Annotated in this window: 25 protein-coding genes; 2 read left to right on the top strand and 23 right to left on the bottom strand. The window is 37.9% G+C overall.

Annotation, left to right across the window (positions count from 1 at the left end; translation table 11 throughout):
- Positions 1–681: 681 nt before the first annotated feature.
- From I8U18_RS16545 to I8U18_RS16535, 3 genes are all read right to left on the bottom strand, one after another.
- A complete protein-coding gene (locus I8U18_RS16545; RefSeq protein ID WP_198065073.1) occupies positions 682–1,941 on the bottom strand; it encodes an MFS transporter in 1,260 nt (419 codons plus the stop codon).
- 271 nt (positions 1,942–2,212) lie between these two features.
- The gene (locus tag I8U18_RS16540; protein WP_198065072.1) at positions 2,213–3,256 is read right to left on the bottom strand and encodes an ArsR/SmtB family transcription factor; all 1,044 of its coding nucleotides are present in this window, start codon (positions 3,254–3,256) and stop codon (positions 2,213–2,215) included.
- Positions 3,257–3,693: 437 nt separating this feature from the next.
- Entirely contained in the window at positions 3,694–4,821 is a 1,128-nt protein-coding gene (locus tag I8U18_RS16535) for a YiiX/YebB-like N1pC/P60 family cysteine hydrolase (RefSeq protein WP_198056483.1), read from the bottom strand.
- 81 nt (positions 4,822–4,902) lie between these two features.
- Here I8U18_RS16535 and I8U18_RS16530 point away from each other — a divergent pair, with 81 nt between their 5' ends.
- Complete coding sequence (locus I8U18_RS16530; RefSeq protein ID WP_198059688.1) at positions 4,903–5,769, top strand: hypothetical protein; 867 nt, start codon at positions 4,903–4,905, stop codon at positions 5,767–5,769.
- A gap of 216 nt (positions 5,770–5,985) precedes the next feature.
- On the opposite strand, the gene I8U18_RS16525 is transcribed toward I8U18_RS16530, so the two are convergent.
- From I8U18_RS16525 to I8U18_RS16440, 19 genes are all read right to left on the bottom strand, one after another.
- Positions 5,986–6,252, bottom strand: coding sequence for a hypothetical protein (locus I8U18_RS16525; RefSeq protein ID WP_198056485.1), 267 nt, complete (start codon positions 6,250–6,252; stop codon positions 5,986–5,988).
- Positions 6,253–6,260: 8 nt separating this feature from the next.
- Positions 6,261–6,632 carry a hypothetical protein gene (locus tag I8U18_RS16520; protein ID WP_198059936.1) on the bottom strand — a complete coding sequence of 124 codons (372 nt, stop codon included), beginning with the start codon at positions 6,630–6,632 and terminating at the stop codon, positions 6,261–6,263.
- 185 nt (positions 6,633–6,817) lie between these two features.
- A complete protein-coding gene (locus I8U18_RS16515) occupies positions 6,818–7,282 on the bottom strand; it encodes a hypothetical protein (protein ID WP_198065071.1) in 465 nt (154 codons plus the stop codon).
- A 9-nt stretch (positions 7,283–7,291) separates the two neighbouring features.
- Positions 7,292–7,540, bottom strand: a complete 249-nt coding sequence (locus I8U18_RS18375) for an HNH endonuclease (protein ID WP_370589288.1) — start codon at positions 7,538–7,540, stop codon at positions 7,292–7,294.
- Positions 7,541–7,559: 19 nt separating this feature from the next.
- On the bottom strand, positions 7,560–8,312 hold the full coding sequence (locus I8U18_RS16505) for a hypothetical protein (RefSeq protein ID WP_198059933.1): 753 nt from the start codon (positions 8,310–8,312) through the stop codon (positions 7,560–7,562).
- Between the two features lie 59 nt (positions 8,313–8,371).
- The gene (locus tag I8U18_RS16500) at positions 8,372–10,069 is read right to left on the bottom strand and encodes a hypothetical protein (protein ID WP_198059932.1); all 1,698 of its coding nucleotides are present in this window, start codon (positions 10,067–10,069) and stop codon (positions 8,372–8,374) included.
- Between the two features lie 331 nt (positions 10,070–10,400).
- Positions 10,401–11,285 (bottom strand): DNA-methyltransferase, encoded by an 885-nt coding sequence (locus I8U18_RS16495; RefSeq protein ID WP_232336435.1) that lies wholly within the window; start codon positions 11,283–11,285, stop codon positions 10,401–10,403.
- A gap of 832 nt (positions 11,286–12,117) precedes the next feature.
- Positions 12,118–12,531: an NUDIX hydrolase gene (locus I8U18_RS16490; RefSeq protein WP_370589293.1), complete on the bottom strand. Its 414-nt coding sequence runs from the start codon at positions 12,529–12,531 to the stop codon at positions 12,118–12,120.
- 118 nt (positions 12,532–12,649) lie between these two features.
- Positions 12,650–13,456, bottom strand: a complete 807-nt coding sequence (locus tag I8U18_RS16485) for a histidinol-phosphatase (protein ID WP_198065069.1) — start codon at positions 13,454–13,456, stop codon at positions 12,650–12,652.
- Positions 13,457–13,483: 27 nt separating this feature from the next.
- Positions 13,484–14,257, bottom strand: coding sequence for an SDR family NAD(P)-dependent oxidoreductase (locus tag I8U18_RS16480; RefSeq protein WP_198065068.1), 774 nt, complete (start codon positions 14,255–14,257; stop codon positions 13,484–13,486).
- Positions 14,244–15,386: an inositol-3-phosphate synthase gene (locus I8U18_RS16475; RefSeq protein ID WP_370589422.1), complete on the bottom strand. Its 1,143-nt coding sequence runs from the start codon at positions 15,384–15,386 to the stop codon at positions 14,244–14,246. The genes I8U18_RS16480 and I8U18_RS16475 overlap by 14 nt, the downstream gene beginning before the upstream one ends.
- A gap of 43 nt (positions 15,387–15,429) precedes the next feature.
- Positions 15,430–16,185, bottom strand: coding sequence for an SDR family NAD(P)-dependent oxidoreductase (locus I8U18_RS16470; protein ID WP_370589421.1), 756 nt, complete (start codon positions 16,183–16,185; stop codon positions 15,430–15,432).
- Between the two features lie 15 nt (positions 16,186–16,200).
- Positions 16,201–17,199: a phosphotransferase enzyme family protein gene (locus I8U18_RS16465; protein WP_198059920.1), complete on the bottom strand. Its 999-nt coding sequence runs from the start codon at positions 17,197–17,199 to the stop codon at positions 16,201–16,203.
- A gap of 32 nt (positions 17,200–17,231) precedes the next feature.
- Positions 17,232–18,257, bottom strand: coding sequence for a hypothetical protein (locus I8U18_RS16460; protein WP_198059921.1), 1,026 nt, complete (start codon positions 18,255–18,257; stop codon positions 17,232–17,234).
- Between the two features lie 36 nt (positions 18,258–18,293).
- A complete protein-coding gene (locus tag I8U18_RS16455) occupies positions 18,294–19,508 on the bottom strand; it encodes a methionine adenosyltransferase (protein WP_198059922.1) in 1,215 nt (404 codons plus the stop codon).
- Between the two features lie 208 nt (positions 19,509–19,716).
- Positions 19,717–19,896, bottom strand: coding sequence for a VVA0879 family protein (locus I8U18_RS18370; protein ID WP_370589420.1), 180 nt, complete (start codon positions 19,894–19,896; stop codon positions 19,717–19,719).
- A gap of 1 nt (position 19,897) precedes the next feature.
- Positions 19,898–20,170 carry a hypothetical protein gene (locus tag I8U18_RS16450; protein ID WP_198059923.1) on the bottom strand — a complete coding sequence of 91 codons (273 nt, stop codon included), beginning with the start codon at positions 20,168–20,170 and terminating at the stop codon, positions 19,898–19,900.
- A gap of 61 nt (positions 20,171–20,231) precedes the next feature.
- A complete protein-coding gene (locus I8U18_RS16445; protein ID WP_198059924.1) occupies positions 20,232–20,546 on the bottom strand; it encodes a hypothetical protein in 315 nt (104 codons plus the stop codon).
- Positions 20,547–20,915: 369 nt separating this feature from the next.
- Positions 20,916–21,248 carry a hypothetical protein gene (locus tag I8U18_RS16440; RefSeq protein ID WP_198059925.1) on the bottom strand — a complete coding sequence of 111 codons (333 nt, stop codon included), beginning with the start codon at positions 21,246–21,248 and terminating at the stop codon, positions 20,916–20,918.
- Between the two features lie 257 nt (positions 21,249–21,505).
- On the opposite strand from I8U18_RS16440, the gene I8U18_RS16435 reads away from it, so the two are divergent.
- Complete coding sequence (locus I8U18_RS16435; protein WP_198059926.1) at positions 21,506–22,936, top strand: tetratricopeptide repeat protein; 1,431 nt, start codon at positions 21,506–21,508, stop codon at positions 22,934–22,936.
- A 451-nt stretch (positions 22,937–23,387) separates the two neighbouring features.
- Here I8U18_RS16435 and I8U18_RS18365 read toward each other — a convergent pair.
- A partial coding sequence (locus tag I8U18_RS18365) for an integrase core domain-containing protein (RefSeq protein WP_198056521.1) occupies positions 23,388–23,544 on the bottom strand: 157 nt, incomplete at its 5' end.

Below are 23,544 nucleotides of genomic sequence, written 5' to 3'. Positions count from 1 at the left end.
GAGAAGCTGACGAGTGGAGTTTACGGGGAACCTTCAAAGGCTAAATGAGGCACCGGGGTGGGTCAATTTTAAACCGGCTGAAGTGGGTCAATTTAATCCTGGCGTTGACAGATGCAGGGAGTGAATATCTATTTTTTTAACGAACAATGCCCTATGTGCACATTGATTGGGGAACTCCATTTACTGAATGGTTTGAAGAAAAGGAAGGAAGACATGATCTTAGTTCTCAATGGATCATTCAGGTAGCTAGTAAGTTCTTACAGGAAAGAAAAGACATTGGCTTTTTGCTTGGCCGGATCACTACAATAGATGGTGTACTTGAGAAAGTAGAATATCAACCAACTATTCCTACCCTAATAGAACTTTACTCACGAAATAAGAAGAACAAGCTACCATTAAAACAATGGTTGTTGTTCTTAATACAAACTCTATCAACAAAAAGGGGATTCAATTAGCAAGTTGGTTTCCACTTCGTTAGTGGTTCAAAACGCTGCTTTTATAGGGGTTTTGGCAACGAAACGGCCGTTACATCACTAAACCTATTTTCCAAGAAATCCCTCATCTTTTTGCAACAGGCCATGCAAAACCTTTTCATCTAAGAACTTGGATTAAGCCATTTTACACTCTCTTCCTTCTGTGGATGTTGTGGCAACCCCATTCTACCAGGGGAAAGTGAGTGGCTCATTGCAATTTCTTATACGAACTCACTTCTATTTTGAAATAAGATTCAGCTGCACTGTGCAATTTTGTTTTCAGGAAAATGAGAAAAACCACACACAGTACACATCCCGCAAACAAAAAGAATATTGAAACACCCCATTTTTCGGTTATAAATCCTGAGGCTGTACCCCCTACCGGAACTGAAACCCATACAATTAATCTAAAAATACTAACACATCGGCCAAGTAAGTGATCCGGAATTACAGATTGCCTAATGGTTGTCGTTTGAACATTCCAAGCAACAAGCATAAATCCGATAAGAAACTGGACAAGTAAAATTACAATCGGATTTGTGGATAGTGTCAATATAAAAGGCGGCAATACTAGCCCAATCGTTGATATCATCATTAAGGTTCCCATGCTAAATCTTTTTTTCACCTGACCTATGCCAAGAGACCCTACAACCATTCCACAGCTTAATCCAGCCATAATAATCCCTGCCCAGTCAGATGCTAAATGCAATTCGTTTTTAATACGATAAATTAAGGCGATATCCATACCAGGACCGACTAAATTCACAAGCATAGAGGATAAAGCTAAAACTCGTATTACTTTAATATTCCAAATATATCGGACACCTTCACTAATATTTGCAAGCATATTAGTCTGATTTTTTGGTTTTGATACTTCGGAAAAGGAAGCGCGGATAAAAAAGATCGTGAGGATAGAGACGGCATAAGAGGCAACGTCGAATAAAAGGGTATTAGCCGCACCAAGTAACGAAATGAGTATTCCTGCAATTACCGGACCACCAATTCGACTCATTGAAAAACCTGTCTGTAAGGCGGCATTTCCTTCTTGTAACTGTGACCGGTCGACAATATTCGGTAAACATGCTCCATATGCAGCATCAAACAGTGCTGAAAACATACTTACACCGGCTTGAACAGCATACAATAAAAAAACCGGAATCTCTCCAACAAGCAGATGTGTAAGCGGAATTGATAGAAGTAATATTAAGCGTCCACTATCTGCTATAATCATCATCGTCTTACGATTGTGTTGATCAGCCCAAACACCTGCTGGCAAAGATAATAATAAATAAGGGACAAACCCAACTGCAAAGGCTATGCCAGTTTGTATTGCCGAACCCGTTAGTTGCAGCAACAACCAAGGAATTGCGAAAGTGGTGATTGATGTACCAAGCTGCGAGATGGTTCTTCCAGTGAACAGCCATAAAAAATCTTTATTTTTCCAAATCGAAGATACCATTTCTTCCATGCCCTCCTCTGACTTGTTAAATCCTATCAACACTCGCTGTATAATACGTCCCCATCTTTTCTTGATGCAATGCCACGGCGTAGATTTCTCTGCAGCTATCAAGCAGGCTAGACTTTAAAGCAAAATACCTCAAGCCCGCAATACTTCTAATATAACCAATGAAAGGCCCAGCCCCGAATCAACTGTATGTTTCGAGCATTTTCTTCTTTGATCAGGAAGGGCACACTTATTCCTTTCAAAATCAAAAAGAGCACTTTTTCATATAAAAACTTCATATAAGATCTCCAAGATACTGAGCGAGCTGTCTAGTAAAGGAGTGAATATGCATTGGATTTGCAGAATAGATCCCTTTATCAACCCGAATAAACTTTGCTGCTTTTAATAAAGAGAGGTGATGATGCAGCGTGGTTTTAGAGATACTGAACTGAACACTCATTTCTTGAAGCGATAACGGTCCCTTTAGTAGTTGATAAAGTAATTTCAAGCGAAGTTCATCTCCTAACGCCTTATGACCACGGACTAATTCAGCCGGCGGGATACCTGGCTCCATCAAATACTCTTCCTTCAAAGGGTAAAAGAAAAGCTTCGTATCGGGTGAGCGTAACTCCAAGATCCACGGACGATACGATATATGTGGAATCAATTTGACAGTCCAGACAGAAGGCTCGGGACAATACTTTATTCCCCCCGTAATTCTTTCGATCTCTTCCATGGGATTCTCAATGTCCAGTGAACTATATCGCTTCTGTTCAAAGGCAAGTGCCCGAGTCCACATTTCCCATTCTTCTCGTTGACATACCCACTTGTACCATTCATTCAATGTATTGTTGAACAGGTCGCAAATTTCCTGACGTGAATAGCGACCTAGAGCGCGTACATATCCACCCAAATAGTCGTGATTTTCAAAATATGAAGCATACTTCTCAAAAAACTCACCTTTATTATATTGCTTGGCTACCGCTTTTCTCATTGGTTCGGTATTTCGATCCTTGTAAGGCAGAAGTGTATCATATAAGAAATCAATTGGCATTTTGGCGAGTCTATTCGAAAAATCTCGAATAGAGGTTGCAGATAGTTTGTTTTGGAGCATAAGTAACCCATACCAGAAGTTAGTTTCCTCTATCACTTTCAAATTTTTTGCTAGTGATGCAGGGATGGAATCCTGATTTTCTTTCCATTTTTCATCCAAATCGAATGTGTGTCGAAACTGAGTATGCGTGTATCCGGCAATGCCCAAAATCGATTCCCAAACAGGTGAATATTCTACTTTTAAGCAAATTCTTTCCGTAGGCTGTTGAGAATAAAAATGCTTCATAAAGACCCCTTCTATTTACTTGATACAAATATTCTAAAATAAATGAATTAAAAATTCAATATTATTCGAACAAAATAAAGGAATAGTTGTGCTATTATAAAAAAGCAGTGAACGAATCGGTTAGGTAAAGTAACACTGTATATTGCGGTAACCCCTGAAGTTTTAAAATTCATCGGCCGTTGTTCCATATCCATGTTCTTTAGCCCGCTTCGCCCACCTCTACCTTCACTTTACCGCTTAATGTTTCCAGCCCATAAAAACTCCTTAGCACGCGCAAATAATATCTTAGGAGGTTAATGGCGGAATAAAAAAAGTGTACCGCTACATTTACCGGTCAATGAACGTTAACACTCCGGTAAAATAACGATACACCAACGACTTTAATGTTTTTGGCGGGGAATAGCGGGCTCAATCGCCTGACCAAAATTAATAGTTGGTTACTCAACGGATCTTATCATTGCTTGAATTTTGCATTTTTTTCTTTTCGAACACTCTATATGCCAAACATGATTTCCGGCAGGAGTATCAAAATGTTGTCCGTCAACTGTTTCACCAGGTGACAGATTACGATTAATGATTTCCCCATTTGCTTTTTCAAACCAAATTTTAGCTGATGCAGAACTTTCATTTTTCACAACGTAAAGTTCATAGTGGTGCCCTTTTGACTGATAAACTTCTGCTTTTCTAATGTCTTTCCATCCCAAACCAATATACGCAAATTCATTTTTAAAGCTCAATTTTGCTTCAGTTATTGGATACCAATTAGCATCCACACTTTGCGCTATAGGAACAACTGAAGGATCCTTGATGATTTCGACAGGAAATACTGTTTCGTAAAATTTATTGTAGTCTAAATAGCGAGCAAAATCCAAAAGCGATAAGTTGCTTATTGTTGGATCATCCCGCCAATTAACAGCCTGGTTATCATTGTAATCAATATCTATTTTACCATCACTCGCTTCCCACCAAGCACGCCAAACTAAAGAGGAACAATAAAAAGCTTCCTCACTTTTTTTATCATAAAGCAACCCACGAACAGTTTTGACATAACCTTTTCCTTCCTGAACTTGACGAAGAGCATATTTAGCGGCATCCACTCTTTGCTCCATGGTCGCTCCTTTGACCACATAAGCGGTCCACATCTTATATCTCTTAATCCATTTTGAAAGAGGAACTTCTCTTATTTTCTCTTTCATTCCCGGTGCCTCAATCACCTTATCGCCACTTGGCCCCACGATCGCTGCATGTCCAAAGCGAATGGTGTCTCCTATAAAAACCTTAGAACTTTCAGGAGTAATCAAAATAGTTCCAGGAATCATTTTACCTGTTTTGAAAATGTACTCGTGTACAAGCCTCTCGCTTCCTAACGCGTTAATCAATTCTTTATACTCATCTTCAGAAAATCCTATGGCCCTCTGAGCTGGTGCTGCATAATTTGGAGGCAGGTTTTCTGTTGGATTGGACACTGCGCTTTCTGTTTCTGTAGCTGGGGTCGCATTAAAACACAAGAAAAAAATAAACAGGACAAATAGTCCAAACACTACCACCCCAATAATTTTTCTCATCGTAACCCCTCCACCTTACACCCCTTTTTTTAAAAATTATGTTATAATTATTCAATAAATTCTGATAAGGGAGACTGGCACATGAAATGGAAAGTAACAGAAATAGGCGGACAAAAATTGTGGATTCCTGAATATGAACATAAAACAGAGCAAGTGCCATTTACCGAAAAACATCCCTTCATAGCAAACATTTTGCAAGCAGAACTTATCGTAGCAGGATTATTAACAGTTTGGTTTCTTATTACTTTTTCTTACCACTTTGGATTTTTCACTTATTGGGAAATACCATACACTTACTTGGAAATTGATCTGGTTCGTAGCACTAAGTTTGAAATTGTTTTTTTACTAGCCATCTTTCTCATACTTTACATAATATCAGTAAATATATATGTGTTCTTTGTTTTCCTAAAACGAAAAAACGAATTACTTTCAAATATCTTACTGGTTGTATTAATGATATTATATTTATTGCTTACTTTGATTGTGATGATCAAAGGAGAGATCCGCCTTAGCTTTCTTGTTATAATACCTATAGTTATTATTGGTTTTATATTTTCAACAGTAAAAATGCTAAAAATTGGAACTAGATTATTTTTTGCAACGATTTCCACTCTTTTTTTCCTTTTCCTTGTATATTCCTTACCAACAACAAACCCGCAAAAACTCCCTGTTATATATTTAAATGGAAACCCGACTAATCAAGTCATCATGACAACCTTTCGTGATTACTACATTGTCGGATACTATGATGGAAAGAAACTCTACCCTTGCTATGAATTAAAAAAAATCATTGATGATGAAAAACTGCAGACTGTTCATGGATCTTTGACAGGTAAAAAGCGCTCCTATGTTTACGAACAAAATAAAGTTATAGTCAGTAATGGAGTATTGCTTCGAATTTCTCAAAACTGGAAAAAGGAAAATTGTCAACTTAGAATTAATAAATAAAAAAGTTATCAATCCACGGTGCCTGTACTATCCGGAATTGCCAAATAAAGAATAATTTCATATGCAAGGAAGATTATAAATGCCAATAAAACAAGAAAAAAAAGTATTCTAACCAACTGCTTCAAGATGTTCCCTCCATGATACCTAAATTAGACATATCAATTTAAAATACTATTCAATCATTCTACAAATGATTTTTGCGTAATATCCAATTGTTTAAAATTTTTTAATTTTATTTATTGTAACATAATCAGTGCTTAAAATAAAGGTAAACCAACTGTCAGTTTGAATATCCCCGCTAATGAGTGGATCTGGTTCCGTTGCAGGAAAGGGGAGAGTATTCTCTTCAAACATGAAGACGCTAAACCCAAATCCAATCTCTCCAAGAACATGGCTACCTTTTGGAAGTAGCCATGTTTTTATTCTCCTTATTCTTGAAAAGACATGATGATCTCCTTGGATCGTCTTTTTTACTTCCACCATCAGAATGGTTAGCCTTTCAACCGGAAAGCAGAAAATTCACTTCCGATATTGGCTTCACGTTCAACATGCTCATGGTCGCTGAAATCAATCTCCCTTATGTATTTGCCCGAGATCGAAAAACCTTCTATATCGGAAATTGTTCCATTTTTTATTCTCTTAGAAAGTTGGTTCGCCAGATAGCGTGCAAAGGATTTGTCCACGCCTTCTCCCCCAATTTGCATATCAATATTCACCAACAGATCAGGATATCGTTTGCAAATGCCAATCGCAATTTGATATGCCGTCATTAGAGGATTCCCAAAATGATGATCTCCCTTGTATTCATCTTGCAAAACTTCACGAATTTTCTCTTCTATTTGGTGAGATTCCCAAATGTTCATATTAGCTACTCCTTTGCAATATTATTTATGATTTTAACATAACATGAGTTAGAAAAAGCATCTATCGAATTTCCGGATTATTTAAGAAATGCTTTTCAGACAATACCCTGAACCATCTTCACAGGTGAATGGGCTTTTGTCTAATACAAATGGCAACAATGAATTATTAACTCTGGCAAAGATAATTATTGTGGGTAAGTCCATTTGTCATTTAACAAATCATAGGTATCTCCGGAATTCGGGTAAAACAAATAATAAGGGAGCTTGGACTGTTTTCCGCCGGCTTCATCAAAACACTTTTTAAAAAAAGAAACAAAATAGTCCTTTGCAAATTCATCTATCTCTTCTACCAATTCATCGTCTTCCACAATCTCTGACTCATCTTGATCGATATTATCGTATATATGAAAAATAAATCCAGTTAAATCTGAATCGTCTTCTCCATGCGCATTGGTATTTAACTGTCTTCCCCAACCACTCATCTGCGTGACAGAAATGCCAAAATCCCCGTAATAACCATCTATTTCCAAAAGAATAAATGTAGTATCAGGATGAAAAGGGTATTGAAACATAAAACGAAAACGACCAATGACAATATCTTTGCTTTTATTGATCCCGTCAATCATTTGTAATTTCATTTTTTCATCCATGTCAATCCCTCACTTTGTAATTATTAGCGTCTTCCCCCTCCAAATCTGACGACCACCGGTATGTCTGATCGTTCCATGAGCTCTCGATTTCACTAATTGTATTAAACCCTCATCATCTGAAAAAGAAATAACTTCTGCCTGTTCAATACATACCTGCTTATCTTTAACTGACGGGAACAGATTAAAAACCCCAAACGATTCACGATTCAAAAGCTTTCGTTTGGGGGCAGGCAGTATACAAAGAATGGAACGTATCATTGGGAATTTTTTGTTTTTCTTAATAAACGAGGTGCTTAAAGTGTATGTTTTTTTTGTCTAAATAACTTTCTACTCTTTTTCGGATCTGATTCAATAAGGCAATCTTATCCACCTTTACATCAAATAAGTGCTCCCCATAAAAACGCACAAAAATCTTGCCGTTGTCAAGATACTCCACACAGTCTTCTCCGATTTCCCGGACAATCGTTTCAACAATGACTTCCCTCGGTAAGTGAGCTTCCAAAAGATTTAATAACTCTTGCAACTGCGGATGCGGTTCCAGAGAGGCCCTATAGTCATAGATTTTTTCAGGGCGATAAAGAAAATAGATATTCCCCATAAAACCAGCCCGCAAGTTCCCCAACCACAGATCCTGAATCTCCCTGATCCGGGCAATGTCTTTCATCACCGTGATAAAATGATCGGTTAACGCCGAATTCTCCTTGAAATACTTCCCACCATCATACTCCGAAATCGCCACTACAGAATCACTGATAAACATGCGGTGAACATAGGGCTCCTCCTGAACCACGGGATTAAAAAAAACGACATTAAAGGCGTCAAAATTCTTCAACCGGGTCTCAACAATATTTCTGAATTCAGCTAAATCCTTGATCTCTCTTGCAATATCCCCCACCTTATAATCCGTTATTGCTTGTATTCCTCCCCAATGTTTTAATAACTTTTCACATATTTTGATTGCCGCGTTCCAATAACCATCCACCAGATAGCCTCCCCAACCGGTATAAGCTAAATAATTCTTTTCATCCATTGGTCAGTTCCCCTTTTCACTTCACGTTTTTACCATTGCATCCTTATGAAATCAGTATCTCATTTTCCAAATTTAACCTTACGGTATTTTACAACAATGCCAAGCTGTTTCTTAAAAGTATCCACAATCGTTTTCATATCTTCATCCTCTGCCCAATCGGGAACCTTGATATAATATTCGACTTTATCTGCTCTTTGAGTTATGCCAAGTTCCCGTGCCTTCTCTTGAATAGTCGGGTCATCCAAGTGCTGATTTAGATAATCGATCGCGTTTTTATGTTTATATAACTGAATAAAGGCATTAAACTCATTTCCTTTGCTATTTTTAACGATAAGACCCTCTTCTATAAATTGTTTAGGTTTTTTCTCTGCTAACAGAGCCAGATCTTTGATGGCATCTTTGGAATACAGCTTTGCTTCCTCCACAATAATGATTTTTCCGTTATCTACCACGATGTCATCTGGCAAACCAAAAGTACCTCTTTTTACTGGATCTTCTTTATACGCTTTGTTGTAAACCGCCCGAAATAAGGCATCTATTTTTCGTTTTCCTTCTTCCTCACCAAATTTACTTCGGATACTGTTCTTTAATAAAGATTCCTCTTCAAAACTAGCGCTGGCATACTTCTTACCATTTGACTTGCTGGCAAACTTCTGTAACCACTGGCCGAATGGGGTATCGCCGATTGTCTTTGGTGCAGAAGCAGTTCCATCTGGAAATACCTCGAATGCCGGCGAGAGGCTGAGCCCGTTGATTTTGGTAATAATGCCATCTAAATGGCCGCTTATGTACCAGCCGCCAAAGCCAAGGAAGAAACCGAACGCAGCGGCCACCATTGCCCTTTTCAGATTGAATTTACCCGTTTTCAGGTAATCTGTTATGCCTTGGTCCGTTCCCGCCATCACGGCATTACCGAACATTTTGGGAAAAGCCCGGCTCAGCCAGGGGATTCTGGAGCCGATCGAAGCCAGAACCCCCGTTTCTCCGATCAGGAATTCGGCCAGGAATTCTGCAAAATAACCGGCCAGTCCCGAGATTCCTCCGGCAATTCCCCCAATAATGATGTCCCGAAGCATCTCCTCGCTCAGGAATCCGCTTCCTGAAAACCATGAAATGAGTGCACTGACAATTTCACCCAACAAAACCCCAACGCCGACTAAGGCGGCAATAGCAACCTCAAAAACGAAACCGACGATGGCCACGATGATACCAATAATACTTAAAATCGTAATGGTAATTCCCTTATGTTCCATCATCCAGTTCCAGACAGCAGAAAGGGCATCCACCACGACTTCGCTGATCTTCGCGATGACCTTATCCATCCAGTTCCATATGGTGGAGGCTGTTTCCTTGGTCCATTCCCAGGCCTCTGAGGCTTTTTCCTTCGTCCAATTCCACACATTCTTCAAAGGTTTCGTCAACCAATCCAACGTTCCCTGCTCTTTTTGAGGCGTCTGAGACAATGACGGTTCTTTCTCCGATGCCGGGCCTGGTTGAACCTTTTCAAAGTGATCATTCACGTGGGGAACGTTAAAGCTACTTCCACTCGCAAAAGCTTGGTCACTCCCCAAAATCCCTATGCCAACAAATGCGAAGAGAAAAACGATGATGAAGAGTTGAAAAACTTTACTTGCATCAAGTCTCCTCAAATTCCTCTCACCTTCCGCTATGTATTTTTTATAGCAATATATTATGTCAAGCGGGAATTGATGGAAGGTGGGGTTTATTGTTATCACAAAAAGTTCTAATTCCTCCACAATGGTAACCTTCCAGGCTAAGTGGAGGATTTTTATGTCGTATTTTATAGCGCTCCAATTTTATCTTTCATTAATCAAACAAACCCACGATCCTTTTCGAAAAGGAAGAAAAGTCTACCGCCTAGGTCAGCACAGCCAGTAAGAAAGAACGGTCGGATCGTGGGGAAAGGAACGGAAGTCTATTTGTCCAAAGATGTGGCCAGACGTTAGCGAACTATTGGAAACTAATAACGGAATGATATACACGTCATCTACATGATGATTTATATTACATACAGAAAAAAGACCAGCACTCGTTTTAAGCACTGGTTGGTTCTGGCACCTTTCCTCACTAGAAGTTAAGTTTGAACTGAATTTCCTCCTTCTGGACTTTCTCCCTCTTCGATTTACTATTGTCACCCTTACTTTTAAGTGTTTCTGGTAACCAGTGACCGAATTGTCTCCGTTTTAACTTCATCTCCTCTGTAAATAAAGTGTTAGTATTTTCCTGAATTTGTTTAACATACTCTCTTTGCCATTCAATATCGTCAAATCTATTTTTTATAATCTGGGTAGATCCTATTTCAATCCCAATCCAACGTCTTTTTAGTATTTCAGCTGCGATATATGTTGTACCGCTTCCACCGAATGGATCAAATACTATGTCACCTTCGTTCGTCGCAAGACTAATGATTCTTTCAAGCAATTTTAGTGAAAGTTCGTTACTCCCTCTTGTTTTATATTTACTATGACGAACAGGAGGAATATCTGACCATATATCCGTTAAATTAATTCCTTTGATATTTAACTTGTCTTTATAACCACCGTAGTCATGTATGTCGCCATAACAATGCCTGCATACTTCTAACGGTAATCTCTGTTCATTAAATGTGTTCGCTTTCTCACCTTTAGTGTAATACAAAAGAGAATAGTGAGCAGGATATAACCTGTTTTTTATTGGAAGCCTGTATTTAATATCAACGGCTATCCAATGTTTAAAGTCAAGGTAATGATTTAATAAACTGGATATGTAAGTGTTCCATTTAGGTAGATTCCAGATAAATAGAGAACCACCTTGTTTAAGTAACCTTACACACTCTAATACCCATTTCTCTGTCCACTCAAGGTATTCTAGTTCGCTTACCTTATCGTTTATACCTGATTCGTATTTCTTGTCTAAGTTGAATGGCGGGTCTGCAAAAATAAGGTCTATGGATTCGTCCTCCATAGTTTTCATTAACGATAAACAGTCTCCCTGAAATGTTGTGTTAATTTTCATTCTAGAACGGAATCATAGAATATTCACCAGACACGCCCTAACATAATTCGCCCAATTTTTGAAGTCGTCTTTTAAGGATAGCAAAGTTCGGTTTATAAATAATCCCCAACACTTGTTGTGAGCTATCGTAGAACCTTACACTATGGTCTCCTTCTGGATTAACAACTATTGCACTTTATTTTGAAACAAGTGAAAATAATTGGTATGATTCATTTAGACCGTTATACCGACTGAGGTGATACATATATTTAGGCCGAAAATAGGAAATCGTATATGGATTGTGGGAAGTTCCGGATCTGGTAAAACGACTCTTGCTGAAATAATGAGTAAAAGGTTAAAGATCACTCACTACGAGCTTGACCAATATTTTTGGGGACCTAAATGGACAAAAGCAAGGGATCATGAATTTTTAGAGAGCATTTCCAAAATATGCAGCCTAGATCAATGGATCATTGAAGGGCTGTATCCCCATGTGAAGGAACCAATAATGAATCGAGCAGATACCCTCATTTGGCTAGATTTTCAAATGCACATTACTCTGTTTAGGATAGTATCGAGAACTATTACAAATGTAGTAAAAGGGAAGGAACTCTGGAATGGGAACCGTGAAAACCTAGCCCATTTGTTTGGAGATTTTCTCCCTTTTATCATCAGAAGTCATAAGAATAACCGAGAATTTGTTGAAGAACTATTCAAAGAGGCTAGGGAAAATATAACCTACATATGTATTAAATCTACTAGTGAGTTCAATAGCTTTGTTAATTCATTGACTAAAAACTCGAATATATAGTCACTCAGCTAAATAGCGTGCATGCTTTGAAAGCAATGCTTTTAGATCACCATACCAAGGCATTAATTCCTGGGCTTGGTTTATAGATTTCCACTCTACTTTTTGTATTTCGGTATCAATTCCGAGCATAATTTCTCCACCCACGATCTTACCCCGGAATGTGATAAATAAATCATGATCTTTAGCGATACGTTCATTGATATTAACAACTCCATCAAGTTCAACATCTAAGCCCGTTTCTTCTTTTACTTCACGAATTGCAGCTTCCTTAAAAGTCTCACCATCCTCTCTCTTTCCGCCCGGAAGGCTCCAAGACTCTTCATTTTGAACCATTAGTATATTTTCACCTTGATTATCTGCAATCAATACATACACCACATCAACACGCTTTAATTCGTTATTAATCTTAATCACCTTCATTCTGCCATTTTTTTCAATACGCTTACCATTTTATTTATATTAGTAATATTGTCAATATGTAGCTCTGATTTGGATTTAAAAGAAAAAAGCTCTTGCTTTACGAACAAGAGCTTTATAAAGATAGAAGCACCCTTTTTCGTTTCCGAAAAATTGCCCACTCTTTATAACCAATCTCCATCAAAAATGTCCTCACCTTTTCCCAATCATCTGCAACACGTTCAGGTTCATGTGCATCTGAACCGAAGGTTACTTTTACACCATAGAAACACGCTCTTTCAAGTATTTCATCCGAGGGATACCATCCACCACAATCTTTCGTCTTTCCCGAAGTATTTACTTCAATAACCACATCACATTCAGCAATAATCTTTAATGTTTCATCCACTATATCCGTTTTGACTTGAGAAAAATAAGGACACCGTGCTTTGATTGCATCTATATGTCCAAGGATATCAAACATTTTACTCTTTGCCGATTCCTGTATTAAAGCATAATAAATCTCCTTTTCTCTCGAATATTCTGATTCTTTTAATCCTTCCCATCGTTGTTTATTAAATATATTAATGCCGCCAGTTCGATGTACTGAACCAATAATATAGTCAAATGGAAACTTGCCGAAAATATTTTTGTAAATGTCTATATATTCAGGGAAGAAGTCTGACTCTACTCCCAATAAAACCTCTATTTTATCTTGATACATCTCCTTGAGATGTAGCACTTCACATACATAGTTAGGAAACTCACTTTTAGCCATAGCTACCCAAGGTTTCAAATGATCCTCTTGACTTGCAAAGAAAGGGGAATGGTCCGAAATACCAATAACCTGAAGGCCATAATTTATAGCTGTTTTAATATAGTCCTCTAAATTTCCAATTGCATGACCACACCGATCATGATGAGTATGCAAATCAAACTTCATGTTTTTAATCTCCTTTATTGTAGTAACCTACTGAGCCGTATACCCTCCATCAACCATTACATTTTCCGCCGTCATAAAACTAGCCTCATCTGAAGCCAAAAATACTATTACAGAAGCAATTTCTTCCGGATCAGCTGTACGTTTAAGCATATGAGCACCACCAATTTCCGGATGTAAATCAGCTTGCTCTCGGTTTAACCCCATAGTTTTCATTATGAATTCCTCTCCATTCTTGGTCCAAACCGTTCCAGGACATACAGAATTGACACGAATGTTATGTTCGGCTAGATCCAACGCCATACAACGAGTCATATTAGCGACCGCAGCCTTGGTAGCATTATATGTCAGGTATTTAGGCTGGGCAATGAAGCTTGATGTTGATGCAATATTGATAATTGCTCCCTTTCCCACTTTGACCATTTCCGGGACCACATGTTTTACACACAATGCATACCCCATGATATTTACATCCATGATTCTTCTCCATTCATCAACAGTCGCTTCAATTCCACGCATAATAAATACTGCTGCACCATTTACTAGAATGTCGACTCGACCAAACATTTCGGTAGTTTTTTTGACCATGTTTGATACACTACTTTCATTAGCTGTATCTGTCTCTACATAAAGTACAGCACCACCTTTTTTCTTCAATTCCTGTTCAGTCTTTTTACCTACCTCTTTATTAATATCAGCAATAACGACTTTTGCTCCATGACAAATAAATGCTTCACATGTTGCTCGACCAATCCCCTGGGCTCCACCAGTGACAATAACTACCTTCCCTTTAATCCCTTTCATCTATTTTTTCCTCCTTAGAATTTAACCTAAAAAACTCCTTTCCAGAATATTTTCTAACAAAATTCGAAAAGTGGTTTAGAGCCTCAGATTCCGTAGCACCGTAACGTGGACTTTTAAACAATAACGAGCAAACTTCATCAATAACGCCGGACAAACCAAAATTTTTGGAAGTCTGTGCAACGCGAATTGCATTAATAACTACACCAGCAGAATTCGGACTATCTTCAACCTCAAGCCGTAATTCTAATGAAATAGGAGACTCCAAAATAGAACGCCCTTCTAATCGCAGATAACAAACCTTATTGTCACCGAGGTACTGTATATATCCATTTGGACCGGCAGAGACATTACTTGCATCAATCCCGGCTGCATTCAATGCATTACGTTTAGATTTTTGTTTGCTGGTTGACCTTCCCGGCGATGAAAGGTTGAAAAAATCACTATTGCCACCAAAATTAAGCTGATACGTATTTGTTATTTCTATACCGCGAGATTGAAAAAGCTCAATTAATGCGGTATGAAGTGTTGTGGCCCCAAGATGGCTCCTCAAATCATCTCCCAGTAATGGTACTCCGCCTTCAAGAAATTTTTTTTGAAAGTACGAATCGGTCGCTACAGGCTCCGGGGTTGCATTAATAAAAGCAACTTTTGCCTCCAATGCAGCAGTGGCATAAGCCCTGACTGCTTCATATGACCCAGTAGGCAAATAACAGACTAAAACATCTGCCTGAGCATCCCTCAATTTCTTGGTAACATATTTTGTCTCTACTTGACGCGCTTGCTCCGCAGGTCTAATGATTTGAGAAAGGTGCCCATCAATCCCATCCAGAAGTGGTCCAGCTGTTACAATAACATTTTGCAAAGGAATATCTATATGTTTTTTTGCAATATTTGGCTCGGTAAAAGCCGCATCAGCCAGATCCAATCCAACTTTTCGTTGATCTACTTCAAAAGCACAAACGAAATCAATATCCTTAATTCTATAACCGCCGATTTCCTCATGCATAATTCCAGAAAGGCTTTGACCGGCCTCTTCTCTTTTGGCCATAGCAACCAATTGGATAAGACTGGAAGCACATGATCCAACTCCAGCAATTGCGACCCGAATATTATTAGGCAAAATAAACACAACCTTTCAAATATATTTTCGAATAACCCGCTGACAAAACAATTTACCAATTTAGGCTCTTTCCATCTCGAAAAAAACCTCCTGATGGACCATCATTGGGCAATGTTGCCGCCCATACGATCCCCTTAGCACCTTCTTCAACAGATCGGACTGCCCTTGATCCCCCCATTCGTGTTCGAACCCAGCCAGGACAAACAGCATTTACTAATATATTAAATCCAGCGGCCTCTGCTGCAATTATACGAGTCACGATGTTCAGGGCCGCTTTAGATATTCGGTAAAAAGGCCCACTACGCAAATCTCGTCGAATTGATTCATTTACTTGCATACTTGCGATCCTTCCCATTCCACTTGAAACATTTACAATCCTTCCGTAGTTAGCCTGCTTCATATACGGAAAAAAGACTTGAATTAGACTTAATGCTCCGCACACATTCGCTTCCATTGTAGATATCAATAGTTGAGCATCCATTTCTAATATGCTTGGATATTGGCCATTCATTTCATTATCCAAAAACACACCTGCATTATTTATTAGAACATCAACTCTGCCAAACTCCTGTGTAATAAAATCTCTGAGACATTCGATACTTTTTTGATCAGTGACATCAAGTTGATGACCAATAACCATCTTCCCGGTACAATCAAGCTCTTGTGCAGTTCTATGTGCATCATTTTCATTGCGAGCAGTCAGACAAACTTGGTAACCCTTAATTTTCAGTTGCCGACATACTTCTTTTCCAATGCCTCGATTAGCGCCTGAAACAACAGCAACACGTTTTTCTCCTATCTTAAACACCTCCTATCATTAAGCTCAAATTGTCTTAATCACTGAAGTTAAGAGTCTTTTAACAGAAACAGCGGCGTTTAAAGACCAGTCGAGATACCAGTTTAATAGTTCGGGAGTTTCAGTATACATAAGACGCAAATAGCGACCGGTAGGCAAAAAATGAAGCTGTAATATAGGAATAATCACTTGTAACTCAAGGAGAGATAGATTATTATGTGCCGAGTAGGTTTGAAGAAATGTTTTTGTACGTCTAGGATCAATAGCAAAACTCCCACGTTTTTTTCGTGTTAAGAAAAATGCTGCTATTGCCAGGTCATAAATACGTGGTCGAACTTCAATCGTGTCAAGATCAAGCACTGAAATAATTCGATTTTGACTAAATATTAAATTCGTCCCATGAAAATCTCCATGTGTAAGAACATAGGGAAGGGTCTGATACAAATCAAATGAAAGTAATGAGAGTGAATCTTCCAGGATATCAGCATATTTAGATGAGAGCTGTGTAACTTGTTCTTTATTACAACAATTTAATAGTTCAATTTCTGTCTCTTTTAAGCAGACATCAGGGTGTTCTAACCAATACTCAATACCGATATTGGGATTAGGAGGACCTGACGGCAAGTTTTTAATATTATGCAAATCAAGAATTATGCGTATGGCTTCGACCATATCAGTATCTTGACCAAGCTGAAAAAATCTCCCTTTAACATAGGGCCTTAACTGCCAATGATATCCTGCATGGTAAATAGTTCGATCACATTGTCGAGATTTTAATATTGGGGCAACAGGAAATTCGTAGCGTAATAACATATCTGTCAGTTTTTCCAAGTGCAGAAGCCACTCTCTATCATTATTTCGAACACACTTCCTTAATACATAATCTCCTGAACTGCTTGTTATCAACCAAACCCGATTGGGACTAGCACCTTGAAGTGGATCTATGTTTGTAAAACTGTCCATAAAAAATCGAGTAAACACTTCTAATGCAAGCTGAGCCTCGTTCGTTCCACCCTCTCTGGTCATACTAAATATCCCCCCATGGGCATTCCTAATCATCAATTTAAAAAGCAATTATGCATAATTTTTATAGCATCTGTCCAATTCATTTCTTCTGTGAGTTCAAATAGCGGTACATTGGATTCTCCTACTGATAAAATGGGGTTGATTTCCATTTTCGTAATCTGATCTTTATCCATGCCATTTTGCATCAACAAGTTACCGAAAGATGTATCTTGAATATGAACTAACTTGTCTTGATGTACATCACTGAAATAACGGATAATACCAAATAATCCTTCTACAGGCCCTGGGGAGATGTGAATTCCATTAAAACGAATACTTACATTTGACAAATTAAACTCCTTGTTATATTTCAACAATAGATGTCTTAACGATTCTTGTGCGGCCAAATATGGGTTAATATCGCCAACCAATTTCTGACGTATATCTTTTAGATCTCTGGATGACAGACATTCAAATACTACTACTGCATTTCCTTCTTTTGTAAACCAATCCAATTGGCAAGGATAGAAGGGATTAAGGACAACATAGTCTGTACCATCAATTTTTAAGGAAATAGCATATACCCCAGAGCCAAGCTTAACTGTCTTAACATTTTGTGAAAGAACTTCTAATGCAAGTGGAGACAAACTGGGGTATCTTTTTAAAACTTGAAAACTACCTTCTACTTTGCAGATATTATCTTTGATTTGCGGAAACATCTGGTATAATCGCTTTCTTACAATATCGGGACATGCTTCTAATCCATACTTCGACACTTTATTTAATACAGAATACTGTTTTTTGATGAGATCGTGTTTCTCTAAATATTTTGCAGAGAATACTCGAATAGCTCTTATCTGAACACCCCATAAATAAAATCTATTTTCAATTAATTCCAATACCCCTTGAATATTAACTCCATCCTGAATTCTGCATAATTCTGGTTTTAACATGCAAATGAACTGGTTGGTTTTTGTGTCGGTTTTAGGATTAAAATGATACGGATATATCCAAAACGCTAATGGTTCTTCTGGCCTAGCCACGCATTCACCTAAAGCTTCCAAAATCTCAGATTTCAAAGCCCACCACCCCACTCTCGTATATATTCAAAGAAATTACCACATAGTGATCCCTTTAAATATTAACTCTTCAGTAATACTGTCCACGGACCTAATACGTGAATCAATAATTCTTCTTAATGTTCCTTTATCTTCCTCGTTCCCTGTCCAGCCCTCAATGTGTACAATAACTTCATCCGGATCATATAAAGAAGCTGCTTTTGAGGTTAATATATTCACCTCAGCTGACCTGTTATAAATACTATAAATTTCTTCTGCTAACCGCTGAGCAAGTATCCCATAAAGTTTTCCTGTATGATCGAGTGGATTCTTACCTGCAGGAGCCTCTATGCTCATAGACCTCATAGGGGTAATTAATCCGTTTATACGGTTACCACGCCCCACAACACCAACATCTCCCGTATCTGCAACAGATCCGAAAACTGTTAAATATGGACGACTTGTTCGATCTCCATCTGGATTTATTATTATATCGATATCCTTTTTGAATTTTTTTATAATATTTTCCTTGATTAACATTGTAACCTCTTCTTTTCGATGAATATATTGAGATTTCGAACGAATATACTTTGCAATGAAAGGCAAATTCACTAACAGCTTAAACTTATCATCATGACGACTCCCTAATACTTTCACATCCCAACCTGTATCCGGGTTGACTCGCTTAAATTCTGCACTATTTATATATCGTTCACAGAAAAGTACCATCTGTTCAAGACAAGTCAATGGTGCGTACCCAGACAACAAGTTGCAATCATTTGAAATACGGTTTTTATCATCAAGAGAAACTAAATCATCTAAGACCATTGGACGATAACGAGAATTTTTTCGACTCGGTCCACAATAGTCGACAACTTGTACAGATATCTCAAGGCTTCTGGAAGGTTCAAAGTCCGTTAATACCTCTGACAACACATCTACAGCTGCTTGATGCAATATTTCATAAACAGGTATTTTCTGATTCCCAAAAGCATAAGCGGCCTTACCGGCAAAGATGACAATATACGGTCTTATCAATTCACCTCTTCCAAAGTCAATATCCGCTTCACCACCGATCAGCATAACCTTATCAAACCAATGATGAGCAACCCGACCAAATCTTTGAATACAGTGTCGAGAATAATATTGTGATGCTCTCTCTGCAATTGCATCACATATAGTATCTGGATGACCAACACCTTTACGTTCGACCAATTCAAAACGATGGTTCTCCACATCAATTCCCGAACCTGAAGCAATATAGATTTCCATTTAATAACCCCCCTGACAGAATATTAATAATCTAGAATATATTTACTAAATACTTTTCTATGGTTTACTGGTCAATTCCTTCAAATAATACGTGTTTTGTAAAATTGATGTCGACTAGATAAAATTAAACACCTTAAATTCATTGCCTTTTCAATCCACCACTATCCGGACATTATCAGATAAACATGCTCCGGCATCTACAGTAAACTCACAACCGAAATCGTCCCAGACAATCCTTATAAGCCCTGGTTGTATCGAGATTGAGATTAAGAAAATCCTCAATCGGCTGAACATGACCACACTGTGGACATTCAAAGGTCGCTTTTCTTAAGTTCGGAAATCGCTTACTCATCTCCAGTAACCACTCATCTTCTGTTTGCTTGATCATATTATCGAACCCTTTTCTTTATCTTTCTGGCAAAGTAAAAAGTCATGATTGTGTTTGCAATCCCAACAACGAGAAAGAGATCGAGGAGTTGTAGCTGAATAACGTCGTCCATGTCAAATAAAAAAATCATTAGAGTCATCAAGAGTAGAAAGTAATCAAAAAATGAGGTTTTATCAGCGATTTCATATAAAAGAGGATCTTTACTTTTCCTTAGTAAGAAAATCATTTTCCCTAGAGCACATAAAACCCCAATCACACCTAAGCCAACCATCACGAGTGTTACCTCCTAGTACATAAGCACGAATCACCACGTTTTTTGTTATGAACCAATATTACTACTCCTTCAACAGACCAGCTGCGGCCCTTCCTGTTACTGAGATGGTATCTCCATCCCGAATGACGTGCCCACTCAACAAATGAAAGTTTAAATACTTCCCATCCTTGGTTTGAAACGTAACGGAAATCGGTTCGTTGATTTCACTCAGCGGGATATGTCGAAAATGGCAAAGAATCTGTACCTCGCCTTTTGCCAATTCATCATCTTCGTAAGGTACGGACGTAGCCAATACTTTATGTTGCGGAAGGATTGAGAAATCCTTCAAAAAGGCTCTCACTTTCTCTTCAGGTCCCTCTACAGTTAATCGCAACACCTTTCAAACACCCTTTAACTGACTGGATACCCGGCATTTCTCTCCGAGTATCCAATCCTTTGATGTGTTACCACTTTCCCATAATTACAATCCGTTTTCCTACCACCAAAATTTCCTGAACAGACCTGAGTAGTCAAAATCCCAATGAACTCCCTTGCACTCTTCCAATGTGACCTGATGCACTTGCAAAAAACGTTCGATCTTCCTCGGATTTTTAATCCTTTTCAGTCTATTTCTGGAAGGACAAATAACAATAAGTACTCGTTCCGATTGATCCCACCAGTAAATAATTTTTTCCTTCATCATTTAGGAACCCCTTCTACTCGGTTCCCTCTATCCCCTATCCATGATATAATGGGGAAAATAGCTTTATTTTGTCTGAGCCATTTTTTCTGGCTCTTTTTTTCTATCCGCAAAGATATCAAACGATTTTCCCGCTAGGATTTTCCTTCCTTCCTCAATTTCTGCGTAAATGACATCAAGCAAGGGCATCCGAATTTCTCCACCATTTTGGGTTATTAGATGAACAATCTTTACCCGGCGTGACGGTTGCAGATCTACTTCACATGTGAAACAAATCCGATCGTCATCAGCCATTTCCTGAACGCGCTCTTGGTGAAGTTCGATTTGTGGTCGTTGCTTTAGGTCACACAGAAATGGTTCGACTTGGTGTGCTTTGCCTTCAACTTGGAGTTTCAACATTACTTTCCTCCTTCCAAAAAACATTTATATGGAAATATTGCCAAACTTGTTGTTTGTATTATATAATATTTAAGAAAATTATTGCAAATTTCTGAAGTTATACTCTGATCAAACATAATATTCACCAAATAACGGTTTAGGACAAAAAATTTCGGGCGTTACTCACCCGAAATAGGCGATATATTCAGTTAATTAGCAATAAATTATTGATTTTTCCCATCAACAAGTAAAAAAATTTTTTAGGAGGCTCATGTAAAATGAATAGAGTGGATAGAATCGAGTTTGGTAAGTTTATTCGTCAAGTAAGGAAATCGAAAAACTTACGCCAAAGTGATCTCGTAGATTCTTTTTTATCTCAAACCGTACTAAGCAATATAGAAAGTGGAAAAGGACAGGTTAGTGAGGATAAAATGAAATACGCATTAAAAAAATTAGGTTTAAAAGAGGATATTTCCGAATTTTACATACAGGAGAAGGAAAAGGAACAAAAAAACCGAGAAAGCAGCTTAATGGAAGAGTTGAAATTAAAACTGATTTCCATAGAAAATACCATTGACTTGGCAAACTATGAAGAAGGGTTAGAGCAGTTAAGAGAATTTCCTATTCCACAAAAACATCCATATCATGCTATTATTGAGTATCTGAAAGGGAAGTGTTATTTCAAAAAGAAGAATTGGAAAAAATCGTATAACCATTTTTTTAACGCAATTCATTTAATCGACCGGCAATTTCCTGAAATGAAATACACGAATTTAATAAGTGCTTGTTATCAAGACTTAAGTACAATAGAGTACATCCAAAATAACTTTAATCAGGCGCTTCGATATACTGAGGAGGCAGAAAAATATTTTGTTGAAAATGGCGAGAGAAAATATTGTAAACATTTAATTCTCATCAGTAAAGTGATTTATCTTGAAAAATTAAACCGCCTTGGTGATGCACAAGTAATATTAGACGAACTTTCACTAAACAATTATTCAGCTAATACAATGAATCTTTACATAAGCGAAAGTAAAGAGTCAGCATTAAATATGTATGAAATGCAAGCGAAACTGTTATTTAAAGGCAAAAGATTTCCCCAAGCCATCAATTATGCACTTAAGGGTATTGAACTTGCCCGTATCGATAAGATGTATGAACGTTCCCTGGAATTATGGACGACGTTGGGGAGTATTTATATTGAAATGGGCAAATTAAGTATGGCTGAATGTTGTTTTACAACAGGATTAAAGTTAAAGAAAAAAATTGCTAAGGAATATCTATTAGCTTACGTTTACTCACAGCTAGGAAAGTTGTACTATAAACAAGAGGACATCAAACTTTCTGAAAAGGAATTTCTAGAATCCTTGAAATATAGCAGAAAAACAAATGATGTTTTTCTTGAAATACAAGCTCTTATAGGCTTAGGAAAATGTCATATTAGCTTAAAAAAACATGATAAAGCACTAGATTATCTCAACGAGGCATTAAAGCTAGCCAAACAGCACTCTTTTACAGACCAAAAAAACGAACTTCTTCTCATAACAGCAAGTTTCCTACGCGAAATTGGAGACCCCACCTTTAAAAATTATGCTCTTGACTTCTTTTATTCCTATGCTGAAACATTCAACAAAGGGGGTGAAGTACTCATGCTAAACGAATTCACAACAAATAAACGTCGTTCAGCTGGCGATCCGCCAAACACCTAAGATGGTTCGTTATTATTGGCTCAATTTTACCCTAGTATACTCAAGTAAGTATACTAGGGTTTTTATTAAGTAGCAGAAACAATTTTTAAAATATTAATTGTTTTTATTATACAACATGTGACACCAATTATAAACAATTTTCTCACTTCAATACCTGTCGTAATTACATATAACGCAGCCGCTACGCCTTTAACAATCGCATGTACTTGTTGAAATCCTCTCTAAATAGCCAGGTTTCCCAGTTATTGTTGTTCTTATTTCTTCGGATGATAATGAAAAATCCCAAGTCCAACAGCCGCTCCACATATCGCATTAAAAACGTCTTCCCATACTCCCCACTGTTCTGGCGCTAAATTTACCCCGAGTGAAGACAACACAACTTTTACAAAAGCAAAAAAGAGACCCCACGCTTTGGGATCTCTCCTTAATGAACCCCAAAAGTCCAGACATTTTAAGCCGCATTTGAGGTAAAACGTTGACGGAACTCCTTTGGAGACAGGTACCCCAACGCAGAGTGTGGCCGTTCTGCATTGTAGAACCGGATGTAGCGGTCGATGTCTTTTTTGGCTTCCAGGAAGGTGGTGTATTCCTGGAGCCATACGGTTTCC

It is taken from the genome of Thermoactinomyces sp. CICC 10522, assembly GCF_016055075.1.
GTDB lineage: Bacteria > Bacillota > Bacilli > Thermoactinomycetales > Thermoactinomycetaceae > Thermoactinomyces_A > Thermoactinomyces_A daqus.
This window is presented reverse-complemented; position numbering and strand designations above follow the sequence as displayed.